This window comes from Rugamonas apoptosis (assembly GCF_014042355.1).
In the GTDB taxonomy this organism is placed as follows: Bacteria; Pseudomonadota; Gammaproteobacteria; order Burkholderiales; family Burkholderiaceae_D; genus Rugamonas; species Rugamonas apoptosis.
Map to the genome: position 1 here is coordinate 1 of NZ_JACEZU010000086.1, position 231 is coordinate 231.

1 protein-coding gene is annotated in these 231 nt (G+C 69.7%); it reads left to right on the forward strand.

What is annotated here, in order from left to right; translation table 11 throughout:
* The coding region (locus tag H3H39_RS28690; protein WP_182157714.1) for a hypothetical protein at positions 1 to 231 on the forward strand (231 nt) is incomplete at both ends.

A 231-nucleotide genomic window follows, 5' to 3' on the forward strand; every position in this document is an offset into this window, starting at 1 on the left:
CCGCGGCCTTCACCTTCACCCTCGACACCGCGACCGCGGCACCCGTGGTTGCCCTGGCCCACGACAGCGGCGCCAGCGGCAGCGACGGTATCACCAACGTCGGTACACTGGCCGTCAGCGGCGCCGAAACCGGCGCCACCCTCAGCTACAGCACCGACGGCGGAACCACCTGGAATAGCAGCTTCAGCGCCGTCGAAGGCGGCAACAACGTCATCGTGCGCGCCACCGACG